Here is a 21,287-nt window from a genome sequence, read left to right on the forward strand (position 1 = left end):
AATAACATGTTGTCAAATAAAAAATGGACCATTATGGTCTGGATTGATAGTTAGGTATTGCTGCGGCGTCGCGGCGCAAGCTGTCAGGAGAGTGTGATGAGATGGACCAAAATAGTTCGACGTTTCGCCCTGCCGTCGCTCCTGGTGGCTCTCTGCGCCGGCATGGCGACCGGACCCTCGATGGCTGCGGGGGAGGTCGACAGGACCTATATCCGGTCCTTGGTCTCGCCTGGAAAAATCGTGCTTGTGCTGGAATATTACGATGGGACCGGACACGTCGCATCGCGCAAGGGGTTCGCGACCGAAACCGTGTTTCGCGTCGTCTCGCCGACGGAGATTGGCGTCAATGGCAGCATTCAGCTTCGGCTGTACGGCATCGAGACCTGCGATGGCGACATGGTCAATCAGAGGGAGGACTTCGCCGGTTCATGCGCGGATTTCGCCCGGAAAAATCTCGAGAGCTTGCTCAAAACCGTCAAGGTCATCCTATGCCGTGCATATCTGTCAGAGGAAGGTGCGGCCAGGCAGGATGTGACATGCTTCGGTCACTACTACTATCCTGGATCCCTGGACAGCGTCGATAATTTTGAGGAGATGCTGTTGTCGCTTGGTGCGGTGCGACTGTCGCGCAATGCGGATGGAACCCCGATGCGCCAGGACCTGGTTTCCGCAGAAAGGATCGGCCGGCTGGGTTATGGCATGTGGGCCGATCCGAGAGTGCCGCAATGATCCCCTCAGTGTTTTCAAGAGCCTTTGCGATCACCGCCCTCCCACAGTCGGGCGATCGAAAGACGCAGACTGCCATGACATCGGTCATTGGGCGCGCGATGATCTTGCTCGCTCTTGTAGTGGATCTGGGGACCCATGCGTCTGCAGCCGACATAAATCCTGGGGCGGCCGTCGTTGCTCCTGCTGGGAAGGCCCTCGCCGAACAAGGGCGCGTGATCCGTAGCATTGCCGGGCGAGCCTCGGTGGTCGACGGAAAGACGTTGTGGTTTCCACAGCTCGGGATCCACATGCGCCTGAGCGGGATTGACGCATGCGCGCTCTCACAATGGAGCTTCGATCCGATCCTGCGCTCGAGTATCGACGCACTCAAGCCTGTCCCATGTGGTGCGTTCGCCAAGGCCTGGCTGAAACGATCTCTCGGCGGACACCGGGTCGTCTGCCAGGTCGTGTCACAGGCAGAACATCTGTCGGGGCGCTGCGTTTCGCGTGGCAGAGACCTTGGCATCGAACTGCTGAAAGCCGGATGGGCGCGTGCAGATGCATCGGGCGCGCAGGATCCCGCCTATGCGAGCGCTCAAAGATATGCCGTCTCGGCGCGCCACGGCATGTGGGCAACGTACGTCCTCGACATGGATGAATGGCGTGCGAAAGCCGTTGATCGCAAAAGCACACGCCGGCCGATCGCCGACGAGAACCTTCTGCGTGAGCGAACAATCGAGATTTCGCCTCCGTTCGCTGATGCCAGGCGCAATCCCCGCCGAACAGATCGGTAATCAAGCAAGAAAGGGAAGATAGGATGAAAAGCATCGCACTTGCAGGCATCGCGCTCGTTGCGGGTTTGTGCGGCCAGCCAGCTTCTGCCAGTGAATGGGGCTGCGAGGTGCTTCTGTGCGCCGCCTCATCCAACCCTTCCTGGCGCGGCGTGCAGGCATGCCATCCGCCGATGAACCAGCTGATTGCTGCCATGAAACGCCCCGGCTTTTCCTGGCCAACCTGCGCGCAGGCTGGGACCGGCAAGCCGGGTTATGAGGAATATGCGGAATGTCCGGCGGACTGGACACCGACATCGGGTGGAGACGCAGATACCGGTTTCGGTTCCCGGCAGTCACGCTGCATGCGGATGATCCAGAAGTGCAATGGATCTGAACAGGGTTGGATGGCCCGGCGCCTTCACGACGATCGGCGCTGCAATCGGACCGAATACATGGCGCGACCACGGCGCGACGCGCCATACTACTTCGATATCAAAGATACCGTAGAGGGCACGGAGCGCAGGTACTATTTCGAACTCCGGTAACGCCCGCTCGCCAAAAAAGAGAGTAAGCCTGGTCGGATGAAACGAGGCAGCTATTCAGCGGCTTCCCTGATAGTCCCCGCGATCCATTCATTAAGGCTCTTGCCCGATGCTGCTGCGGCAATGAATGCGGCGGCATGCTCGCGAGCGGTGAGGCGGACATTGAACTTGCCGGAGAACTTCCGACGCGGCTCGATGCCTTTCTCCCGGCACATTTCGAGATAGACGGCCAACGACTTGTGGCCTTCCTCGATCAGCTCGTGAACGCTCTCGGCATAGAAGTCGGCCCCGCCATTCAGGCCGACGAACTCGCCGCGCAGCATCTGAATTTCGTGATCGAAAGTGATGACCGCCTTCTCGCCATTGATTTCAGCGACATTATTCATGGCCTTACTCCGTGTTCGTCCAGCCATTTACGGATGCTGGCAACCGCACCTTTGTCCGTATCCGGTAACGGATGTGGACGGTGAAAGACGCGCACTTCGCCGAGCAGGACCACGCCTATCCGCGAACCTCCCCGCTCCGAACCTCCGCCGTGAGGGCTATGTTGGCGTGGCGGACCGGATCGTTGACCGGGCGGGAGAAGATCAGTTCCAGCGCGGCTGTGTGATGCCTGTCATAGGTGATCAAGTATCATCGTCTAGTCTCGTTTTCAAAGCCACCTTCAGCCTGGTCATCAAACGATCCAGTATCGGCGTCAACGAGTTCATCAACCAGGTCGTCCAAATCAACGCTCGAACACGTCGACACGGGCTTGCGTGCTCGGACCGGGATCGGGTCGGTCGTCGGTTACTGCAGCTGATGGTCCGGTCAGCCAAGTGTTCGATTGAGTTACTTGGCAGGCTGGCTTGAAAGATTACTGGTCCGGTGATGAGCACGGGGCCGTATTCGGGTAGTTCCGCATCTTCGAGAAAGAGGTGCTGTACAAAACTTTGGACGTATCATGTGCCGATGATCGAGCATGACTGCCCAACCTCCAAGGAGGCCATCTGCGTGGTGTCTGAGGGGGTGAATACGGGCGGTGTGCCGCTCGATGCCTTAGAGTTGGCCATGGGGTGGGCGTCGCAGTTGTCAGTCATGATCCGAACCGCTGATGATCACGAAAGAGATGGGCGAGCTCGTCTTCGTTGAGCGACGCTTTCAACAGCAGGATGACCCCAAACAGGTGTCGGAATTTTGCCAGCGCAGTCTTGCGGCTTGGCGGTTGGCATTCGACAACACGGCGTCTGATGACCCGCTCCATGTCTCGCAGGGATCGTAGCTCCGGGATGCGACTGACATCCCATACGACATCGATTTCAAGCTGACGAATGTCCCGAATTGCTTCGCTGTGTCTTCCAATCATGTCGGAAAGCTCATCACTCGACTGATTATCCCTCATTATGGCGACCCCCTATGCATCCAGGCTCCGATCTCTGTATTCGGAGCACGTGCCAGCTGAAAAAGCGTCGTAGCGCGCGTAGCCAACCACCCTGAGCCTGTTATAAAGTCGCCGTTGCAAGGGAAGGCGGGTCTTCATGACGACTAAGACGGACAATTACATTGCCGGGGAGGGCCTTGAAGCGGCCTCGGATGCGAAGGACGATCGCCCGGTGCATCGAAAACCCAGTTTTGACGGTCTGATTTCATTTTCGGAAATGGAGCAGACGATATCCGAAAACCTGAAACGAATTCGTATCGAGAAGAAGCTCTCACGAGCAGAAGTTGCGCGGCTTCTCGGCTCGGTCGAGTCCGTGTATGGGCGGTACGAGCGCACGCGCCTGAAGCTGCATGCAACGCAGGTCCTCCATCTCTGTGAGTTGCTCGGCATCTATCCTGATGACCTCCTATTTGAAGCCGCGCCGCATCTGTGGGGGAAAACCGCTGACGAGGCGTTGGAGCGCCGTCGCATCATCAAGATCATCCAGGATCTCCCGCAAGACAGCTTGAAGACGTTGGGGTCGGTTCTCGACGGCATACTGGCGCTGCAGAACACGTCGGAGAGATAATCAGCTGCCCAAAGTGTTATTGCCGGCCTGAACCTGCGTGGCGTCGGGTCGGGTATTGTCTTTTGCCAACGGTCCTCGTTTCCTCGTCCTCAAGCAATTCTGAGATTTCCTTTCTGCCTATCCAGCCAGCTTGCCAGATCGTCGAACGGCCTCGGCTCGTACACATATTCTGCAGGTATGGCCGGCTGCACCATTGCGGAAAGATAGCGCCCGAGATTGCTGGCGTCATTGCTGGCGGCAAGCCCATAGAAGTTGCCGCTATTCCAGGTGATGACGCAATGTTTGAAATGCCGATAGATCGCATCAGCCATATCGCCAAGCGTCACCTCGCACTCATGCATCGTGTTGAGGACCAGTTCGGTTTTGCGGGCAATCTCATCCGTACCGAAATAGTGAGATTTGAAGCCGAGGTTCTTCTGCTCTTCTCTGCTTTGATAGTCATCTGCATCATCGCTACGGAACTTCTCGACAAAGAGAAAAATGCCATCCCCCTTGAGGTGTTGCCGGACGAAGTCGATCTGGTCCCGACGGTTTGGGGAATACATCTGAAAGGTCGTGTCCTCGAGGATCATATCGAAGCCGTGTGTGAAGCGGTCAAAGCCCGGTTGCGTCTGAAGGTGCTCCTTTGTCAGCCTGTGGAACGGCCCGACGAAAAAGCTGGCGCCAATCGGTTCGCCAAAAGCCATGAAGCAGTCGTAATTCTCCGTGTTCGGGCTGCAGCAAAGCGACTGGATTTTGCCGCCGCTCAGTTCCGAGACGACCCGCGCCATCGTGCCTTCAGCTGTTCCGAGGCTGTAGAAAAGCACTTCATTGGGGATGGTCTGGCTGTAGCGAAGAAGCGCATGTCCCATGCGGCATTCCTCCTCGATCCGATAGGGAATGCTGGCGTGATAATGCTGGTCGAAATGCCCCTGGCGGCGAGTGTGGAGATCGATGAATTGATTGAGGAGCATGTCGTTGGGCAAAAGTCGCTTGTCGACGATCGGTCGCTTGCGCGGCATGCCACTCCTGCCGGCGGCGGTTTCCATAAAGAAGCCTGCCAGCTGGTTCAGCCTGGGGCCTTCATCACATTCGCGAGAAAAATCAGCGGAAGCGTGCATTGGACATCACCCTGATTGAACGGCGTTGCGGTGCCACGTTGAAATTGGCGGATGAGAGGCAGCCTTGCGGTCTGAACCAGATCCGCTCCGGCTATCAGCGTGAGGCCTGAAGATAGGGGAGGGAAGAAATCGGGCGCTTTCATCTCGCTGCCCTTTTGTCACAAAAGTGCCACCATCACCCAACCGGAGGTTAAATGTGAATTGTAGGCCAACTCACGATCGGGTTTCATGTCTCTGATATATTGACGTAATTTTAGAGGCGCTCTGATTTTGACCAGCAAGGATAATTTCGAACCAGACGAGATGCGCCGTTCGGACCGTCGGACACTCGTTCATCACCACATGGATTGGGGAGGCATCAAGGCGGATCTGGTGAAACGCACCGGCTTGTCGCGCCAGGAAACGCGGCTTGCTCCGCAGCATCATGCTTTTCTGATTAATCTGCATGGCGAGGCACGCATCGGTGAAGATTTCATCGAAGGCAAGCGGATCGCCTTCAGGCCGCGGCGCCGCGGTTCCGTCGTCTTCGTGCCGGCGAAAAGCGAATGGACGGGCTGGGACGAGGGGGACCGGACCGGATCCTATCTCCTGGTGACGATCGATAGGGATTTCATCGGGGAGATATTGGGCTATGAACATCTGGTGGGGCTCAAGCCGATCATCGGGTTTCGCGATGCGGCGATCGAGATGGCGCTGCAACGGATCGGCTCGGAGCTTTTGAGGCCAGACGATGTCAGCATGCTCATGGTCAGGGGGCAGGCAATCGAGTTATTCGTGCGTCTTTTGCGGATGCAGCTGCTTGATCTGGGCCCGGCAAGAGGTGGCTTGTCGGCCTTCGATCTCAAACGTGTCATCGCGATGATGGAGGCGCGGCCTGCGGACCCGCTGGCCCTCCACGACCTGGCCCGAGAGATCGGGCTGAGCGAGCGGCATTTCTTCCGTGCCTTCAAGCAATCGACCGGCAAGACGCCCCATGCCTACATCCTGACGCAACGTGTAGAGCGCGCTGCCGATCTATTGCGCACTACGGACAAGACGGCAACCGAGATTGCGTTTGAAAGCGGCTTCAGCAGCTCCAGCCATTTTACCAGGAGCTTCAAGACAGCATTCGGAACTGGCCCTGTGGACTACCGGCGCAACTGGCGGCGTTGAGGCAGGGTCGGTTTTGGCACGAGAGTGCCATGATGGCAGTATATTGAAAGCAGCGATAGCGAAGGATCGCTAAGGCTTCGAGCCACCTTAGTTCGAGGCGTTGTCGATGACGTCCCTGTCTTGTTTTCGTGCCCGCATGGGCCGGCATCTTGGATCCCCATCCTTCAACTGGTTTGTCGCCAGCACATTCGCCCTGGCGATGGGGCGCAATGGCTATGCTGTTGCATGCGCCTGGATCCTCGTGGCTTCAGGTGACGGCAGTGCCAGCGTTGCGGCGTTCTTTGCCATTCTCAGTCTCACCGAATTACTGGCAAGTCCAATTGCCGGGTCGATATCTGATCGCGTCGATCGACGGAGGTTGGTCATCACCGCCGACAGCGTCCGGTGTCTTTCCGCAGCGGTGCTGGCGTTCACCAATGCGCCCCTGTTGATTTTCTGGTCCGCGGTCCTATTTGGCTGCTGCGACCGTATCGCTCTGACGGCATCGCAGGCGATGATCCCGAGTGTCGGCCGACATCTGGCGCCGAGCACATCGAACTCCGTGACCTTTTTCGTGATGCAGATCGGTGGGCTGGCTGCCGCAGCCTGTGTCGGCGTCCTTCTGCATGCCGCCTCGGCGTGTGCGGCCTTCATCGTCATAGCGAGTTCATTCGCACTGTCTGTGGCCGCGACGTGGATGGTTACGCCTGAAGCCGGGCATTCTTTCGTGGTTCAAAGCGAGGCTCGTCGAAAATGGCCCGCTGATCCGAATCTTGTCCGGCTTGGTCTTATCTATGCCATCCTCTATGGCGGTGGCCTTTTGGTCAGCATCATGGGGCCGGGCTATATCTTCGACGAACTGTCAGGCGATGCACTCGACTTCGGCGCGCTCGAAAGCGCCTGGTCGGCCGGCTCCATCATCGGCGCCGTTCTCCTCATCCCGCTCGCGCGGTTCTCCAGAAAGGCCCAGCTACTGGTTGCCGTCCTGTTTTTGACTGCGCTCTTCTTTGCCTGCATCAAGGTCGCGACACTGGCATGGTCGCTTCTTATCTTCGCCGCACTCGGCGCGGTCTACAATTTCGGCCGGGTCGCCGTCGAAGTCACCCTCCAGGCGATCACGCCGACGGCCGCATTGGGGCGCGTTAAGGGCATTTTTCACTGTGCAGGCGTCTCTATGGGGATGATCATGTTCGGGCTTGTCTCTTTGAGCGCCGACCGTCTCCTCCCCTCGACAGTCTTTCTGGTTTTCTCCGCCATAGTGTCGATGTTTGCAATCCTGCTGTTGACCTGTTGCCGAATGCAATCCTCTGGGGGCGATGACGAAAGTGTGGGTGGGTAGGCTAGGGAGCTTCTATCCGAGCACCCGCTAAACCACGAGTAATGATCGGCTTTCTGTCATAATAGCGATTACGGCATGGTGGTCACTCCAATCGAGTCGGAATGCTTGGCCTGAGTGGAGAGGCAGCGAAAGGACTATGCCTCGGCCGGTTGCCTGCTGCTCAAATTTCCAATCTGTCCGCCGATCACGGGCGAAGGCGGTAACCCCGGCCAAAACCCTATGAAGCCAAATGCCACCAGATCGACATCGACCTGCTTAAGTGCACGCCGCAATTTAGCGAGACTTCATGGAGCCTTGATGTAACATTGAAACGAAGAACGTGTCCGCCTGAAACTGAGGTCACACACAATACGGTGCCGCTAAGGAACGCCCCTTGGAAATATACAGGAGGCGCTAAGAGAAGGCCGACTTCATCCTCGCCCGTAGACGGCTGGAACGTGACGGATTGAGCCGTACAGCCGTCAGTTCCTTAGCTGCGGCGTTCGGCAAGATGAACAGCGCAACGCCGAACACTGCGAGCATGATTTTCTTGGCTCCGGCGTTTTCCCGCCAAACCGATCGGATGTATCGCCCGACAGTGGCCGGCTTCGGCCGACGTCCCTCGAGTACGGCTACCATGAGCTGCATCTCGGTCAGATAGGCGTAATCGTTGCGAATAGTGATTGTTTGAACGCTGGCACTGCGTTCCCGAAGTAGCTCCGTCAGGTGCTGAAGCCGACTTGTGAAACGCTGAATATATCCCTGCACCCGCGTCGCACTGAGTGAAGAGAATGAAGAAAGGTTCGCGTTGTGCCTGCGGTATCGCCCGAGTGGCCTGTCGATCGATATGACGTTTCCAACAAACGGTGCAAGCAAGTAAGGGACCCCATCAATCGCGCGCTCGTAGCTCATTTCGCCAAGGTTTTCGTAGACGTCGCGTCGATAGATGTTTCCCGAGGTCGGCGGCGTGTCATACGTGCCGCGTACCCGTATGGATTCGATGAGTGATTGCGATGTGTTTTCGGTGTCGAGGTTCGGAAAGGGTGTTCCGATAACCTGGCCGTCCTTATCGACGGGGAGAAGCATGAACTGGATTTTTGACACATCCGGCGTCAGGTGCGGGCCGATCTGTGACAATGCGCCCTGCGCCAATGCATCATCGGCGTCGAGAAAGTAAACGAACGAACCGCTTGAGAGGGCAAATCCGGTCAGAGAGGTTTTAAGCGCTCCGCTGTTTTCCGTCCTCACGGAGACAATCCGGTCGCCAAATTTTTTAATCACTTCCCAAGAGTTGTCGGTCGATCCATCGTCCACGACGACGACCTCAAGGTTATCGAAATTCTGCGAAAGAGCGCTCTCTATACACTCTTCAACGTAGTTTTCGTAGTTGTAGCAGGTAATGATAATACTGAGAGACGATTGTCCTGTTTTCATATTGCACACACTCTCTTTGCAGTCTATGCTGCATAGCAACATAGCAAGGATACGACGTCCCGTCTACATGGGTTGGCGCGCATTTTATGCCGATGTCATTGTATAATAAGTCGCAAAGACAAAGTAATACGTTCGATCACAAGCCGTAACGTTTCTCATCCATGCGAATATATTTCGCATGGATATTTTTCAGCAAAATGAATGACGAGAGTGCCTTCGCACAAAGAAATCTGCCCACGCACTGACGCTCTATCCAGGCAAGCCATGTTGCCCATTATTTTTGCGAGAAGGAACCGATAGATGGATATTGGGTCAGCAAGGCAACCGGCTCTCGAAGTCGGGGACGGTTCACGGTTGAGGATACTTTACATTCAGCCGGGCACCAAATCCTTTGCAGGCATCGAGCGCGTCGTCGATAGTATCTGCACGCATCTGGCAGACAGTTACGCGCAACTTTTCGACGTTGATGTCTTGTATACGTCGATCCACACGAACCGGCCCGCTTCGCCGCGAAAATACACCGTTATCGAGAAAGTCGCGGGCAGCAAAATCGGACTACTTCGAATTTTTCGCAGCGTCATCAAGCAGCGGAAGTATGATCTCGTCGTCATCCCCCAGATCGAGCCTGCCGTTATGCTGATGACCGCATGTCTGGGGCTCGACCTTCGGCTTGCCATTCATCTCCACGGCGACCCGCGACGGGAGCGCAGTCATCTCAAAGCCAAGATCCTTTTTTCTTTGATGCGGCACTACTTCCTGCGACGCGTAGCCTGTGTGTTTGGCACGTCCCCACGACAACTCGATGCATTCAAGCTCATGTTCGCAAGCAATGTCCCGCAGCTATGGCTTCCTAACCCGGTGCGCCATTTTGGCGCAACGCTTCCAAGAGTCCCCGCGGACACCACGGTTACATTCGTCAATGTCGGCCGCTTCGCCTTCCAGAAAGGCCAGGATATTCTGGTCAATGCCTTTGCCCAGACACTCAAGGCCCGGCCTCAAGCCCGCCTAAAGCTCGTTGGGCACGGCGCAGGGGAAGCAGCGTTGCGCGAACAAATAGCGGCCCTTGGACTCAGTGACACCGCTACGATCGAGCACCATCCTACCGACCCTCTGCCGGCATTGTCCACGAGCGACGTTTTCGTCGCGACCTCAAGGTGGGAAGGCTGGTCTCTCGCGATTTGTGAAGCTTTGCGGCTCGGCCTTCCGGTTGTGTCGACGGATTGCGACTTCGGCCCAAGCGATATTCTCATCGATGGCAGGCTCGGACGCCTTGTCGAACCAAATGATAGCGAGGCGCTGGTGCAGGCGATGATCTACTATTGCGATAATCTTGCTCTCGAGCGCGACCATTCGGAGTTTCGCAAGCAGTATGTTGATCGGTTCAGTCCCGAACAGGTGATCGAGACGCACGTCGCGGGACTCCTCAATGCGGCTTTGTGCGCAGCTCGGCTGAGATGACCGCTGCGGGAGGCGAGGATATCATGGATAGATCACGACGAAATCTCATCAAGAGCTCGGCCGGGTTTATCGTGGCCACGGCAGCATCCTTGCGTTCCAGGCAAGCGCAAGCCAGTGAAGACCCGACGGCGCAGCGTAAGCTCGTATTCGAGGACAACTTTCAGTCGCTGGATTGGGAGGTTTGGGATGCGGGGCCCAAGGCAACCACGTCAGATGTTGGCTTTTACGGACGCTCTGCCTTCGCCGGTCGGTACGGGGAAGAGGGTTTCAACCCGTACTCGATTGTTAATGACGCCTTGGCGGAAGATGGAAAATCATTGCAGATCGCGGCCAAATACATTGGCAGGCAAATGCACGTCCGGAAGTATTACGGCAATGGCCTTGCCGAGTACCAGTGGATCTCCGGCAATCTGCAGATGGCCAGAAAGGACGGAACCGTCTTAAGTGGCTGGCGTAAAGGATATTTCGAGGCTCGAATGATCTTCCCGGAACATCCATTGACCTGGCCCGCTTTCTGGATGTTGAACGCCCGCAGTATTTTGCAGTCTAAAAGTAGCGTCGAGCTCGATATCGTCGAACATAAAGGATGGGAGCCGACGGTTTACGGTACCTACATGCACGAATGGGGCGAACCCGTTGCCAATCATGAAAGTACGGGCGTTACGACACCAGTCGACATGACGAAAGACTACCACCGCTATGGGATGCTCGTCGACGGCGATCGCTGCGTGCCGTATTTTGAGCGCCGTCCAGTCATTGATCAGCGGACGGGCAGACCGGCAGACTGGAAAATCACGCGAGCCGATCAGCTTGATATTGATCTCGACGTTTTCTGGCCGCTACTGACCCTTGCTCTACGTACGGACGTCGAATTCCCTCAACCTCTCGCCGAAAGCGACATGCTCACCCAAATGCGTGTCGATTACTTCAAAGTGTACATTTAAAGCTGGGATTGGCTAAGAGATGCCGTCGCGGCCATGGCCATGGCCAACGGGCTTTAGGCCCGGACTAGCTATTAGCTTCCGTAGACCAAAGAAACACGGCCTTTACACGGGACGCTTTGGCGTCGTGAGACGTTTGCCAGCAAGCCCGAATTGTCTTGCTGGCAAACGATGTGGTGGCAAAAGCCACCATCAGTAAGGAATGTTCAAATAGGGCGCCGATTGACGCGCGGATGCCGGCACGTCCGCGGCCGCGATCTCGTTGATCATCAATGACACTGTCGTGCGATCGGTAATCAATCCGAGGACACTTCCGTTTCTGTCTCTCAAGGTAAGATAAATCGCGCCGTCGGCCTGCACCGTTACGTTGTCGACTGCCACAGCCTTGAATGGCCCAATAAACGCCTTAACCATGCTCCCTCCGATGGCGCTACAAGCGCCGCACTGATTAGTTAATTCTGTATTAATACCATTGTCTTTGTTCATAAACAATAGAATAGGTAAAAACATAATTATATGAGCTAGTATAAAGTTAATATTGCTGGCCCGATAGGAAGAGGAGATCCCAGGTTGATCTTGGACATCCGATCTTGTCGCACTGGTTTCTGTTCGGTCAATGCTCACAAAGAATAAAAGAAGCGGCCGCGTTCTCCCGTCGCGCAACCGCCTCAAGGCCCAGATCTATGCCTTAGCGATAAATCACCGCTCCGATCGTGACGGGACTTGCGCGACGCAACAGGATTGCCGCCTCCGCGACTTCGTCAATTGTAGTTTCCTTGGAGTCCGCGATTATGATGATTGCGTCGGCATAGCCGGCGAGAGCCAGTCCGTCCATGGATAGGCCGAGAGCCGGCAGAGCGATCAGGACGTCTCCACGGTTTCTTGCCATCGCCACAACCTTCTCGATGCGCGGATGCGTATAGTCAGTGAAAAGATTGGCTTCTGCACTAGACGACTGGACTGGAACAATCAAAGAACCGGGCGTGTCCAAGCCCAGATTATTGCTGTCGGTATCTGTGAACGGAATGTCTGCGAGTGACATGCTTGCCCTTGTCACCTGTTCATCCACGGACCCAAGAGACCCGAAATCGCTCGAGGCGAAAAGCGTCACGCTCTTGTTTGTTTTGCCGATCAAGTCCGCCAATCCTTCGCAGATTGCGGCCACCCCAGTGGTTGGCTTGTATGACACCACGGCGATCACCGTATTGGCCTGGCCGGCAGCGCCCGCGGAGGCGACCTCGATAGATGTCCGGATATCCCGCACTGCGGACAGGAACTTGTGATGATGGGCCGCAGTGACGCGCCACTGCGGCCCTCCCACGCTCGGCGGCTTGGGGAGTGTACCGAAACATGGGATTCTCAATTCCCGCGAGAGCTCCTTCCCGTCCTTGACACGCCTGTCGAGTGCCAGTCGCAAGGCGACAAGTGTGCAGCCCCCGATCAACCCGAGTACACCGCCGAGAGCAACGATCAGGGACTTCCGCGGAGCGGATGGACCAAGCGGTGGCAAGGCTGCGCCGATTACCCTCGCATCGGCATCAGGTGTGGGTATCGATGGCAAAGTGCCGGATTGCATTGCTTCTCGTGCCGCGTCGACCTGTCGCGAAAGGCTATCAAGGCGCCCTTGCAGCGCCTCAGTGCCAGCTCTGGCGATCTGTTCCTTGAATGCGATCACTTGAAAAATGTAAGCGGAGGCTGTTGCGTTTGCGACTCGGGCTGGCAATGCCGGATCCGACGAGGAGTATTCTATCTCGAGAACGAACGACTGCCCCACCCGGCGAGCCGTCAACCGGTTTGTAAATTTCAAGAATGCCGCGATGTCACCGTCCTGCGACAGAAGCGGGCTCGGATTTTCCGGAATGCGGCCTCCTCTCGGGTCTTCAAACTCGAAAAAGGACGCCAGGACAGACGATGCATACTCCAGAACCTGTTGAAACCAGCTAGGCGGCTGGGGTCCGAGTTCCTTACTTTCGCGAAGGTTCAAGCCGTCGAAGACAGAGGACAAAAGGCGTTCGGATCGAATGGTCTGGAGCTCACCGTCGGCCCGATTGAGATCGAGTATTTGTTGGCCTCCCGTTTCCCCCAGCGATGTCGCCGCGCGTCTGGGCTCCAGAAGCAACGTCGTAGTAGCGTTGTAGGTTGGCGGCAGCGACAGGGCATAAAGCAACGATATCGTAATTCCGGCGACCATGCAGGCAAGTACGATTGCCTTATAGCGCGCCGCGAGTGACAGGAGGCCACGCAAAAGTGCGATCGGTCCATCGCGGCCGCTATCGTCATTGGGTTCGCTGGGTCGCCAGATGGGCAGGGCAACTTCGGATTGACGAGGCCAATTGAACATTATGCGCCTTCCTTACACTGACTTGACTTGATCACGATCGCTGGAGCGAAGTTCGCAACGGCAGCACGCTCCGGCTCAATGACGCCGCGCAATGCATGTGCGATGCCGACGAGATTGCCAGCAAGTCTGCCCCTGCGATCAATGTAGGTCTCCGGCCATGCGGCACGGCCCACATTGCTGGCCAAATTACGAAATATTTGTCCGGCGACCTGACTGACGGTCATCGTCCCCTTGCGCAACATGTACAGCGGATTGATCACTTGGGAATAGCCGAGGCGCTGTCCGCTGACGCGGCCGCTCTTAACCCCCATATGCACCCCGAAGATCATCGCCGATTTGACCAGCCTTCCGCCGTGGCGCGCCAGGGTTGCGCCGAAGTCACGGTCCTCCAGCCAACCATAAAGGACGAGCCGTTCGTCAAATCGTGCATTTCCGATGGCGGAAAAGCGGAATGCCATATTGCAACCGTATGGACTGTAGGACGCGTCCCAATCCGGAGCGGACGTGCCCGTAAGTAAGAGTTCCTGGGCTTGCGGAAATGACATTCCCGGCCCTTTGATGCCATCGGCAATGACGTTGCCGGTAATCCCGACAACCTGGCTTTCATCGCGGAATATCTGCAGGGCGGATGCTAGCCAATTATGTCCAGGGAGAAAATCATCGTCGAAGAAGACCACAATTTCCGTGCCTTCCGTCACATGGGCAAGGGCCGTGTTTCGTTGAGCGGCAAGGCCGGCGGGGCCGCTAACTACGCTTACACCCGGTTCGTTGACAAGCTCTCCGGCATCCTTGAGATCGCAACAAGAGATGATCACGGCTTCGGGCCTGAGTGTTTGGTTGGCTAGAAGGTGGCGGGCGACTGCTGTGACAATCTCGGGCCGACCGCGCGTCGCGAATACAACGGTGACGCCGCTCCCATCTTGGCCAGTCACCGGAGGCGCGAAGCCGACCGCCGCTTTCGGTTCGCTCAAGAGCTCCATGTAGCCCGCGGTCGTTGCCTTCCACGAGAAACGCCGGACCTGCTCGCAACCGCGACCCACGAGGTCGTCTCGCATTTGCGTAGAATGATGAAGCTGCCTGATTGCCTCCACCCACGCACGACGATCGGTTGGTGAAACAAGCACGGCGGCGTCTCCGCAGACTTCAGGCATGCTTGCGGTGTCTGATGATACGACCGGACATTTTCGTGCCATCGCCTCGACGATAGGTAGCCCGAAGCCTTCGGTCAGCGATGGAAAAGCAAGGCAAAGCGCCTCGTCCAGCAGATAGGCAAGGTCATCATCAGTAACGCGGCCCGCAATGCGAATATTCGGCATGACGTCGCGGACCTGAGACGTGAAGATCGCGTCGCCTCCACCGGCAACCACGATGTCTAGCCCCATCGCATCAAGCTCGGCGGCAATGGAGGTCAATAGCCCGAGATTCTTGTGACGTGCATTTGAACCGAGTGCCAAAACGAAAGCACGTCGCGAGCCCGGCTGCGACCACAATCTGGAAGCAATGGTTGAGCGAGACGGATCCCACAGAAGTGCATGCTCATGGCCGTTGGGCAAGACCGCGATGTCATTCAATCCAACAGGCAGGTATCGCGCTAGCTGACGGGCCGCGGCATGTGACACCGTGGTGATTCGCGCCGACCTCGATGACAAAGCTGGTTGCAGGGCTGTATAGATCGCTCTGAATGACCGACTATAGCTGTCGGGGGTTATGAAAACATTCGCGTCGTGGATACAGACGATCTGATCTCGCTTGGCAAGCGGTGCGGTGTTGCACAGATTAAGCAGCCGTCTCCCGCGGCTTTGAACAGGCAGCACAAGCTGCTCCCAGGGATGGCCAGCAAATGGTCCTTCAACCCGCACGTCGATCATCGGCGCAAAAGAGGTATCGACGGCTGCCGGCGATAATACAACCGGTCGGGATCGATGCGGAAGATCGTTCATTTCAGCTATGATGTTGCGAGCGTATCGCTGAACGCCGGTAACGTTCTGTGTTAGAAAGCGGCCGTTGACCGCGACATTCGCACTCATTGTGACGCGGCCCCCACCGTGAATTCGCTGATGATCGTAACGTGTCCGAGACATGCCCTCTTCAACACGCCCCATAAGCTCCCGCACTGATTAAATGCGGCGCTATCCGCATGGATATCCCGCTGTTGAGATCGGTTTGATCGATCGCGTCCATCGACGCGCCGCATTGCGACGGCAGGCTCAGTAACTGCCGCGCGTGCGTAAAACGGCAGGAATTGTCTTGAGCATTATTGCGATATCGCCTCGCACCGTCTGGCGGTGAACATAGTCCACGTCGAGCTGTACGCGCTCACTGTAACTCGTATCACTGCGTCCGCTGACCTGCCAAAGGCCGGTAAGCCCGGGCCGCACTCGAATGTAATCAGCGAAATGCACCCCATAAAGCTCTGCCTCGGCGGTGACGATCGGACGAGGTCCAACCACGCTCATCTCGCCACGAAGTATGTTGAACAGCTGCGGGACCTCGTCCAGGCTGCTTTTGCGGAGAAGCGCGCCGAATGGGGTAATCCGAGGATCATCGCGCAACTTACGGGTCGCTTCCCACTCGCTTCGCAGTGCGGGATTAGCCGCAAGGTGATCACGCAATACCGCATCCGCGTCCTTCACCATGCTGCGAAACTTCAAGCACGGAAACATCACTCCGTCGCGTCCTATGCGACGATGTGCGATGAAGATCGGTCTGCCCTGCAGTAACAAGAGTACCGCCGCAAGTATAAGGATCATCGGTGAAAGAACGATGATGCCTATCGTGGCTATTGCGGCGTCGATGCAATGCTTAGCTGCAAGCGAGTTCGCTCGGTTTCGGTCTCGTGGCAGTCGTCCATGCGCCTCTGTTGCACCGGCGAAAGACGAGCCCGAGATCTCGTCGAATTTTTCGATCTTATGGCTGATATTCGTAGCGGACATCTGCGTAAACCCCTCTCAACTTAATACTTCAGAGCATGTGCAGAAATTTCGCAGTATCGCGAAATGCATAACAACGTTAGCAAACGGTAAATCGATTGACAATAAAAATAATGCAGCGCAACATGAAATGAATATCGAGTTAAATCGCTCGACTGCATGTATAGATAATCGGCAAGCACGCCTATTACTCGTTGATAATTCGATGAATTCTGACGCCAGAGTATCATCGTTCTATCGCCGTCTAATAGCGGAATAACCAGCCTTTCTTTCGTTTATTGTGGGGGTGCAGCGTGAAAGTGGCGATCATTCATTACTGGCTCGTTGGAATGCGGGGCGGGGAAAAGGTGCTCGAAGCGCTCTGCGATCTGTTTCCTCAGGCAGACATATTCACACATGTCTGCGACCAGGCCTCGCTATCCCCCAAGTTGAAGCGGCACACTATCAAGACGACGTTCATCAACCGGCTCCCTTATCCCAAGTCGATGTACAAGCGTTACCTTCCGCTCATGCCAATGGCATTGGAGCAGCTTGATCTGAGCGAATACGATCTTGTGATCAGCAGCGAGTCCGGACCTGCAAAGGGGATTATCCCATCCTCTCCAGCACTCCATCTTTGTTACTGCCACTCACCAATGCGGTACATCTGGAATATGTACAAGGAATACTATGACCGGTCGGGATTGATGACACGCCTGATGATGCCGCCAATGGCGCACTATCTGCGGAATTGGGACGTTGCGACTGCGAACCGCGTCGACAATTTCATCGCAAATTCGAAAAATGTATCCAGTCGGATCACCAGCTATTATCGCCGCGACGCGACGGTCATCTATCCCCCGGTCGATACTATGGCTTTCTCGCCGGTGCCGAGAACCGACCTCGAGGACTATTATCTTATGGTCGGCGAGCTGGTCAGCTACAAACGGCCCGATCTGGCCGTTGAGGCGTTCAACCGCATGAAGAAGAAGCTTGTTGTTATTGGAGGCGGAGAGATGCTCTCCGCGTTGAAACGTCTGGCTGGGCCAACGGTTTCCATTCTCGGGCCACAGCCATTCAACGTTCTGAAACAAAGCTATGCGCGCTGCCAAGGCCTTGTATTCCCCGGTGAAGAAGACTTTGGAATCGTGCCAGTCGAGGCGATGGCGAGCGGACGCCCGGTAATTGCCTATGGGCGCGGAGGCGCTCTCGAGACTGTCGTCGACAACAAGACGGGGCTTTTCTTTAGGCAGCAGACCGTTGACGACCTCATAGACGCCGTCCAGCGCGCCGACCGCATGAGCTTCAATCCCGCGGACGCGGTTTCGCGCGCTGCCGATTTCCGGCGCGATGTGTTCCTCGATCGTTTCCGTTCCTTCGTCGCCGACGCGACGGGCGTGACCCTCGCTGCGTCGGCTTGAAGCCTGCGCCGCTGAATTTACGCAGTTTTTCTGATCATGGATGGCAGGCTGATGAGCTATAATCGACTGGCACTAAGCAGATACACACAACAGCTGGCCAAGCGCCTGATAATGCTTCTGGCAGTGTCGGCAGGCTGCAACGCTGCGTGGGCCATAGAGCCTTACCAACTCGGCCCACAGGATATCCTGAGAATTCGCGTCTACGAGTGGCGCCCGAGTACGGCGACCACGTTTGAATGGGTCCCTCTCACCGGCGAATTTACCATCTCGTCCGCCGGCAATCTTTCGCTTCCTATTGTTGGTTCGGTCTCGGCTTCGGGAAAGACCTTGGAAGAGCTTGCCGATGACATAAGTGCAAGACTTCAAAGCGAGGTAGGACTGCAGAAGCGGCCGAACGCATCGGTCGAAGTATCTACCTATCGTCCGGTCTTCGTCGCTGGCCTCGTCACGACGCCGGGCAAATACAGCTTCTCCCCGGGCCTGACCGTCATCCAGGCTCTCAGCATGGCAGGTGGCGTCGGCCCCGCCGACGCCAGCGTCGTTGGCCTGCAGAAGGATGCACTGGTCAGCCGCGGGGACATAAGATCTCTCGAAGACGAAAGGCTGGGGCTGCTGGCAAGGCAGGCACGGGTCGATGCGCTTTTGAACCAGACGCAGGGTGTAACATTCCCAGATGAACTGATGGGGCGCTCGATGGAGCAGAATGTCAAACGCATGATGGACGAGGAAGGTTCGCTGTTTAAAGCACGTCAGCATGCTATGACCGTGGAGATTGAAGCTCTGGATCGCGCGAAGGAACTCGCGCTCAATCAGATCGAGGCGTTGAATGCGAAGGCCGCGTCCCTGACCAGGCAACTTGAATTGGCGACGAATGATCTCGCCTCGGTCAACAAGCTTGTGTCGCAAGGCCTGACAGTGTCCGCACGTCAGTTGGGGGCTAGCCAGAACGTGGCAGAACTTGAAAGTCGAAGCCTCGATGTGTCGTTAGCGCTTTTTCGAACACAGCAGGATCTTGCCCGTGTGGACCAGGACATATCCGGCGTCCACAATCGTTATCAGGTCAGTGCGCTGTCGGAATCGGCGGAGCTGCGCGATCGCATGGGGTCCAACACGCAGAAGCTGGCGACAACCAAAAGCATCTTGAAGAACCTCGAGATCAGAGCGCCTGCCGCAATGGCATCGCTTTCTGATGCGGGGGAAACATACAGTTATCATTTCTCCGTCAACCGCGTCGTTGACGGGGCCCTCAGAAGCGTGATGGTCGGTGAAAATGATCCGCTTCTTCCAGGAGATGTTTTGCGTGTCGCGCGTCGTGGAACGACGGACCAGCAGGGGCTAGTCAATAGCAATTGATCAGACCAACGCTATTGTCGACCGATCAAGTGGTTTTCTGATGCGGGCGGACCCGCTTCACGCCGCCCCGATGTCGACATTCATCCGTGTATGTCAACGTGTGAGCGATGAACTATCTCCATCTGTGACCTATTGCGACGTCCGTCATATTCCTGCGCGTCAAAAGTCGACCCTGATACAGTCCTTTTGCCCACCTGTATGGCAATGAGGGCGGCGTCTGCCTTTTGCACCGAACTCTCGTCGTGAACGATCGTCGTCGTTCGCCGCGTCACCGCACCGTCCGTTGAGACGGTCAGACAGGTCGAGAATGTGATCGCGACGCCGCCAGGGTTGGTGGCCGTGTCCCTCCCGACGTACTAACGGTATGCGCACTTGAGATCGTGCGCCGCTTCCCGCGCACGCGCATTGCGGGTCTTTGGTGTCGCACGCTCTGAAGCAATCTCGACCTGAGGCGTCGTTCGAACGCTGTAAGCCTCTCGACTGCTTTGAAATGAGGGTCTGCTTCTTGCCAACCTATTGAGAGCTATGTGAGATTTATGCCTCGTCCAACGCCGGTGTAGCGGAAGCCGTGTCTGGCCACCTCGGAATGCGGATAGATGTTGCGAAGATCAATGAGGACCGGCTCCTTCATCAACAGCCGCAACCGATCGAAATCGAGCGCACGGAACTCGTCCCACTCCGTTACGAGGACCAAAGCCTCCGCGTCCCTGGCGATACTGTAAGCATCCGTGCCGTAGACAACGGGGCCAAGCAGTTCCTGGGACGCTTCCATTCCCTCCGGATCGAAGACATGGACGATTGCTCCATTGTCGTGCAATGCACGCGCAATCGAAATCGAGGGTGCGTCACGCATATCGTCGGTGTTGGGTTTGAATGTAAGTCCAAGCAGTGCGATCTTTTTGCCGCGCACTGTACCATCGCATGCGGCTATGATCTTGCGCGCCATCGCCCGCTTCCTGTTGTCATTTATGGACACGGTCGTCTCAATCAGCCGGAGGGGACTTTCATGGTCCTGAGCTGTCTTCATCAAGGCCAACGTATCCTTCGGAAAGCAAGATCCCCCATAGCCAGGGCCGGCATGAAGGAACTTTTCACCGATGCGCCCATCCTGTCCGATACCACTCGCAACCTTTTGGACATCTGCGCCCACCTTTTCACAAAGATCCGCAATCTCATTGATAAATGTGATCTTCATGGCGAGAAACGCGTTCGCTGCGTATTTTATCAGTTCGGAGGTTCTGCGCTCGCAAAAGAATAGCGGTACGACGTTGAGCGACAACGGTCGGTAAACCTCTCTCATCACCTCAATTGCCCTTGGGTCGGTAGTGCCCACGACGATCCGGTCGGGCCGCTTGAAATCATTGATAGCGGCGCCCTCGCGTAGAAATTCGGGATTGGACACAACAGCAATGTCGACACCAGGCTGTGCCTCCTTGATGATGCGCTCGACCTCATCGCCTGTGCCGACGGGTACGGTCGATTTCGTCACCACGACTGTAAAGCGCTTCACCGCCTTCGCAATTTCGCGAGCAGCAGCGAATACGTAACTCAGATCGGCATGCCCGTCGCCGCGGCGAGATGGTGTTCCGACCGCAATGAACACAACATCCGCTTGGGCCACTGCGTCGTGCAGATCGAGTGTGAAGCTTAAACGACCGGCCTGCCGGTTGGCTTCCACAAGTGCCTCGAGCCCCGGTTCGAAAATTGGAATTTCGCCCGAGTTCAGCGCATCGATCTTGGCTGCGTCAGTGTCGACGCAGATGACCTCGTGCCCGAAATCGGCAAAACAAACACCTGAGACGAGCCCCACATATCCGGAACCGATCATCGCAATACGCATGTATACCTCGTTCGATTTGCCTCACGCATG

The 21,287-nt window shown here is 56.4% G+C and carries 19 protein-coding genes; 10 read left to right on the top strand and 9 right to left on the bottom strand.

Going from position 1 to position 21,287, the window contains the following annotated elements:
* Nucleotides 1–96: 96 nt before the first annotated feature.
* The 3 genes from AC0JZ4_RS22560 to AC0JZ4_RS22570 are packed head-to-tail and all read left to right on the top strand — an operon-like array spanning nt 97 to nt 2,026.
* A complete protein-coding gene (locus AC0JZ4_RS22560) occupies nt 97–729 on the top strand; it encodes a hypothetical protein (protein ID WP_471888707.1) in 633 nt (210 codons plus the stop codon).
* On the top strand, nt 726–1,502 hold the full coding sequence (locus tag AC0JZ4_RS22565; protein WP_471888708.1) for a thermonuclease family protein: 777 nt from the start codon (nt 726–728) through the stop codon (nt 1,500–1,502). The genes AC0JZ4_RS22560 and AC0JZ4_RS22565 overlap by 4 nt, the downstream gene beginning before the upstream one ends.
* A 23-nt stretch (nt 1,503–1,525) precedes the next feature.
* Nucleotides 1,526–2,026 carry a hypothetical protein gene (locus AC0JZ4_RS22570; protein WP_471888709.1) on the top strand — a complete coding sequence of 167 codons (501 nt, stop codon included), beginning with the start codon at nt 1,526–1,528 and terminating at the stop codon, nt 2,024–2,026.
* A 50-nt stretch (nt 2,027–2,076) separates the two neighbouring features.
* Here AC0JZ4_RS22570 and AC0JZ4_RS22575 read toward each other — a convergent pair whose 3' ends face one another.
* Nucleotides 2,077–2,409, bottom strand: a complete 333-nt coding sequence (locus AC0JZ4_RS22575) for a type II toxin-antitoxin system HicB family antitoxin (RefSeq protein WP_471888710.1) — start codon at nt 2,407–2,409, stop codon at nt 2,077–2,079.
* A gap of 689 nt (nt 2,410–3,098) precedes the next feature.
* Entirely contained in the window at nt 3,099–3,404 is a 306-nt protein-coding gene (locus AC0JZ4_RS22580; RefSeq protein ID WP_471888711.1) for a hypothetical protein, read from the bottom strand.
* A 136-nt stretch (nt 3,405–3,540) separates the two neighbouring features.
* Here AC0JZ4_RS22580 and AC0JZ4_RS22585 point away from each other — a divergent pair, with 136 nt between their 5' ends.
* Complete coding sequence (locus AC0JZ4_RS22585) at nt 3,541–4,011, top strand: helix-turn-helix domain-containing protein (protein ID WP_471888712.1); 471 nt, start codon at nt 3,541–3,543, stop codon at nt 4,009–4,011.
* Nucleotides 4,012–4,100: 89 nt separating this feature from the next.
* Here AC0JZ4_RS22585 and AC0JZ4_RS22590 read toward each other — a convergent pair whose 3' ends face one another.
* A complete protein-coding gene (locus tag AC0JZ4_RS22590) occupies nt 4,101–5,111 on the bottom strand; it encodes a class I SAM-dependent methyltransferase (RefSeq protein WP_471888713.1) in 1,011 nt (336 codons plus the stop codon).
* A gap of 270 nt (nt 5,112–5,381) precedes the next feature.
* Here AC0JZ4_RS22590 and AC0JZ4_RS22595 point away from each other — a divergent pair, with 270 nt between their 5' ends.
* Nucleotides 5,382–6,263, top strand: a complete 882-nt coding sequence (locus AC0JZ4_RS22595; RefSeq protein ID WP_471888714.1) for a helix-turn-helix domain-containing protein — start codon at nt 5,382–5,384, stop codon at nt 6,261–6,263.
* Nucleotides 6,264–6,369: 106 nt separating this feature from the next.
* A complete protein-coding gene (locus AC0JZ4_RS22600; protein WP_471888715.1) occupies nt 6,370–7,581 on the top strand; it encodes an MFS transporter in 1,212 nt (403 codons plus the stop codon).
* Nucleotides 7,582–7,974: 393 nt separating this feature from the next.
* Here AC0JZ4_RS22600 and AC0JZ4_RS22605 read toward each other — a convergent pair whose 3' ends face one another.
* Nucleotides 7,975–8,994 (bottom strand): glycosyltransferase family 2 protein, encoded by a 1,020-nt coding sequence (locus tag AC0JZ4_RS22605; protein ID WP_471888716.1) that lies wholly within the window; start codon nt 8,992–8,994, stop codon nt 7,975–7,977.
* Nucleotides 8,995–9,294: 300 nt separating this feature from the next.
* On the opposite strand from AC0JZ4_RS22605, the gene AC0JZ4_RS22610 reads away from it, so the two are divergent.
* A complete protein-coding gene (locus AC0JZ4_RS22610; protein WP_471888717.1) occupies nt 9,295–10,452 on the top strand; it encodes a glycosyltransferase in 1,158 nt (385 codons plus the stop codon).
* A gap of 23 nt (nt 10,453–10,475) precedes the next feature.
* Entirely contained in the window at nt 10,476–11,396 is a 921-nt protein-coding gene (locus tag AC0JZ4_RS22615; RefSeq protein ID WP_471888718.1) for a glycoside hydrolase family 16 protein, read from the top strand.
* A 189-nt stretch (nt 11,397–11,585) separates the two neighbouring features.
* Here AC0JZ4_RS22615 and AC0JZ4_RS22620 read toward each other — a convergent pair whose 3' ends face one another.
* The 4 genes from AC0JZ4_RS22620 to AC0JZ4_RS22635 all read right to left on the bottom strand — a co-directional run bounded on the left by AC0JZ4_RS22620 (nt 11,586) and on the right by AC0JZ4_RS22635 (nt 16,667).
* Nucleotides 11,586–11,807, bottom strand: a complete 222-nt coding sequence (locus tag AC0JZ4_RS22620) for a hypothetical protein (protein WP_471888719.1) — start codon at nt 11,805–11,807, stop codon at nt 11,586–11,588.
* 274 nt (nt 11,808–12,081) lie between these two features.
* Nucleotides 12,082–13,734: a Wzz/FepE/Etk N-terminal domain-containing protein gene (locus AC0JZ4_RS22625; protein WP_471888720.1), complete on the bottom strand. Its 1,653-nt coding sequence runs from the start codon at nt 13,732–13,734 to the stop codon at nt 12,082–12,084.
* Entirely contained in the window at nt 13,734–15,761 is a 2,028-nt protein-coding gene (locus AC0JZ4_RS22630) for a glycosyltransferase (RefSeq protein ID WP_471888721.1), read from the bottom strand. Before AC0JZ4_RS22630 ends, AC0JZ4_RS22625 begins: the two co-directional genes overlap by 1 nt.
* A gap of 180 nt (nt 15,762–15,941) precedes the next feature.
* Nucleotides 15,942–16,667: a sugar transferase gene (locus AC0JZ4_RS22635; protein WP_471888722.1), complete on the bottom strand. Its 726-nt coding sequence runs from the start codon at nt 16,665–16,667 to the stop codon at nt 15,942–15,944.
* A 326-nt stretch (nt 16,668–16,993) separates the two neighbouring features.
* Here AC0JZ4_RS22635 and AC0JZ4_RS22640 point away from each other — a divergent pair, with 326 nt between their 5' ends.
* On the top strand, nt 16,994–18,064 hold the full coding sequence (locus tag AC0JZ4_RS22640; protein ID WP_471889069.1) for a glycosyltransferase: 1,071 nt from the start codon (nt 16,994–16,996) through the stop codon (nt 18,062–18,064).
* Between the two features lie 51 nt (nt 18,065–18,115).
* The gene (locus tag AC0JZ4_RS22645) at nt 18,116–19,417 is read left to right on the top strand and encodes a polysaccharide biosynthesis/export family protein (protein WP_471888723.1); all 1,302 of its coding nucleotides are present in this window, start codon (nt 18,116–18,118) and stop codon (nt 19,415–19,417) included.
* A 523-nt stretch (nt 19,418–19,940) separates the two neighbouring features.
* Here the strand turns inward: AC0JZ4_RS22645 and AC0JZ4_RS22650 are convergent.
* Nucleotides 19,941–21,257 carry a UDP-glucose dehydrogenase family protein gene (locus AC0JZ4_RS22650; protein ID WP_471888724.1) on the bottom strand — a complete coding sequence of 439 codons (1,317 nt, stop codon included), beginning with the start codon at nt 21,255–21,257 and terminating at the stop codon, nt 19,941–19,943.
* Between the last annotated feature and the right edge of the window lie 30 nt (nt 21,258–21,287).

It is taken from the genome of [Rhizobium] kunmingense, from assembly GCF_977018605.1.